The organism is Bifidobacterium moraviense (assembly GCF_012932365.1).
In the GTDB taxonomy this organism is placed as follows: domain Bacteria; phylum Actinomycetota; class Actinomycetes; order Actinomycetales; family Bifidobacteriaceae; genus Bifidobacterium; species Bifidobacterium moraviense.
In genome coordinates, this window is the sequence record NZ_JAAIIH010000031.1 from 1 (window position 1) to 2,865 (window position 2,865).

Below are 2,865 nucleotides of genomic sequence, written 5' to 3' on the forward strand. Positions count from 1 at the left end.
ACGGGTACTTCGGGGTCTCGGGCGGCGGAGGCGTGGTCGGCTTGTTCGCCACCAACAGGCTGCAGGACGCGCCCGCGGCGTTCGCGTCGCACGACACCAGCTCGCCGAACCCGGAGAACGACACCGCACCCTTGTCGCCGACCGTCACCGTGAACGACGGCGCCGGACTCGGCAGCACGTAGCCCGCCGGGGCCTTCGTCTCCGTCACCGCGTACTCGCCCGGCTCAAGACCGTCGAACCACACCCTGCCGTACGCATCGGACGTGGCGGTCTTGGAGACCCCGTTGCCCGACAGGCTGAACACGGCACCCGCAAGCGTCTTCGACGCGTCGCCCTCGGCCACCTTCGTGAACGAGAACCCGTACGTATCCGGAGTGGGAGGCGGAGTGGTCGGCTTCGTGTTCTTGAACGCGAACGACCACGCGTCGCCCGTGCGCGACGACGTCACCGCCTGCGTGTAGCCCGGCGTCGCCGCCTCGATCACCCGGTACTCGTACGCATTGCCGGACGCGTCGTACTTGTCCAGACCGGTCCATTCCGTCTTCCAATCGTTGTCGGCGTTCAGGGTCCGCGTCTCCACGTCCTGCCAAGCGCCGTCGCCGACGCGACGCTGCAGCGTCACCTCCAGCGAGCTCGGATGCGAACCGTCATCCACCCACGTCTTCGACGCGGACACCGAGACCTTCGGCTTGGTGTTCGTCACCGTCAGACTGCTGGTGCAGGTGCCCGCCTTGGTCGCGTCCTCGCCGGAGGCCCACTTGCCGCAGCCCACCAGACCGGCCTTGTCGTCAGTGGAGAACACCGGATCCTTGCCCTGCTCCAGCTTCACCGTGAACGACGGCGCCGGGTCCGGCAGATCGTAGCCCGACGGGGCCTTCGTCTCCGTGACCGTGTACGTGCCCGCGGGCAGATCGGAGAACGACACCGTGCCACCCTTGCCGGACTCTTCGGTCCGCTCCACGACATTGCCGTCCTTGTCCTTGCCGGTCAGCTCGAACTTGGCGCCCTCGAGGCCCTGCGACTTGTCGTCCGCATCCACCTTCGTGAACGAGAACGACTCCTTCGAAGGCTGTTCCTCGTGCTTCGTGTTCGTGACCGTGACTGTCCAAGGATCGCCGTCCTTCGTGGGCTTGCTGACCTCGACCTTCGAGTCGTAACCGTTGACTGCGACCTCGGACACCGAGTACGAGTACTTGTTGCCATGAGCGTCCTTGATATCCAGATTTCCCCACGTGTACATCCACTGGTTATCCGCACTCAGCGTGACTGGAGCTTCCACGGAGTCCCACTGCGTACCGGCGGCATCCGGGTCAGCGGCGGTAGTGCGCCGCAGCTGCACCTGAACCGACTGGGGACGGTTGGCTGACTGGTTGTCATCCCACACCTTCGTCACCTTCACCGAGGTCTTCACGTCCTCGGGCTTCTTGGTGTTGGTGATCGTGACGGTCCAGTTGCCGTCGGCGTCCTTCACGGGCGTGCCAGTCTCGGACGTGTAGCCGTTCGGGACCGAGGTTTCGACCACGCGGTACGTGTATTCGTTGCCGTCGGCGTCGGCCTTGGGCAGGTTCTCCCACGTGTGGGCCCAGCCGTCCTTCGACGTCAGATCGACGGCAGCATCCACGGGATCCCAAGTCGCATCAGCGGGGATGGGAGCCTTGGCAGTGGTGCGCTGCAGCTGGACGTTGACCGACGCGGGGCGATCGGATTCCTGATCGTTCTTCCACTGCTTGGTCACGCTCACCTTGGTGGTTTCGGGTTTCTTCAGTTCGTTGACGAACTTGAAGCTGGTGGCCGAGACCTGGCCGGGCTTCGGCGTGTAGGTCGTGTTGCCGTCGGCGTCGGTGTGAGACTCGTTGGTGCCGGCACTCGTGAACTCGTCGGTGAACACTGTGACCGGAGCCTGACCGCCGACGAGCTTGCTGACCGTCACTTTAGCCTTGTAGCCGTCGCTGGCCTTGTCCGCCTTGGACACCACGACCGTCATCTTGTAGGACGCGTTCTCGGTGTTGTACGAGACGTCCTTGTCAGAGCCGCTCTCCTCGGTGATGGTGTACGTGAAGGTCTTGCTGTCGACCGGGTTGCCGCCCGCATCCTTCATGTTTGACGCGTCGTACTGGAGCGCATCGAAGACGGCGTCAGCCGAGACCGCGTCCTCGTCCTCGCCGTTCTTCGTCAACGTAACGGTCTTCGTCTGATTGACGCCCTCGCCGGAGAGCTTGAACGTGAACGTCTTGCCTTCGGCGGAGGTACCGTCACCGGTGAGTTCCTTCGTCACCTTCGGCTGGATGTACACCGGCTGAAGCGACTTTTCGTTGGTGATGGTCTTTTGGATATCAGCGGGGACGGCCTTGTGATAGACTTGCGTGCCAGTGTCCACGGCGATCAGGGCGTTCGACGCATCCAACTGGTTATTGGTGATCAGATCGTTCACTTTGGTCTGGGCGGCAGCCAGATCGGCGACGTCTTCCGTCGACGATTCGTTGTCCATGTTCGTGGTGGTCACCGTCACCTTGTCGTCCGCGTTCGACGAACCCAACAAAGTCGCATCCGCAGGCGCGGAAGCCCCGGCAAACGTAACAGTCTTGCCCGTTGCACCATTGCCGTCCTGATTCTTCACGAACACACCGCTGCCAGCAATACTTTGGCCCTGCTTATCCTGCAGCAAAGCGGACACCTGCTCGACACCAGCCGTAACATCCACACTAGTCAAGGGAGTCTGCGCAAAACTACGATATCCCGGCTCTTCCGATTTTGGTGTGTAAGGGCCGTGCGGTTTCATTCGGTGTGTGATTGAAAAAGTGAAGGAAACCGCGCGGCTTGTCAACGAGTCTAGCGCGTTCGACGGCCGGGTCCTGCTCGGCCTGG

General features: G+C 62.7%; 1 protein-coding gene. It reads right to left on the minus strand.

Translation table 11 applies throughout. From position 1 onward, the window contains the following. Positions 1–2,503, minus strand: a 2,503-nt coding sequence (locus G1C96_RS10015) for a Cna B-type domain-containing protein (protein ID WP_169276443.1), incomplete at its 3' end; no start/stop codon positions are given. Positions 2,504–2,865: the final 362 nt, after the last annotated feature.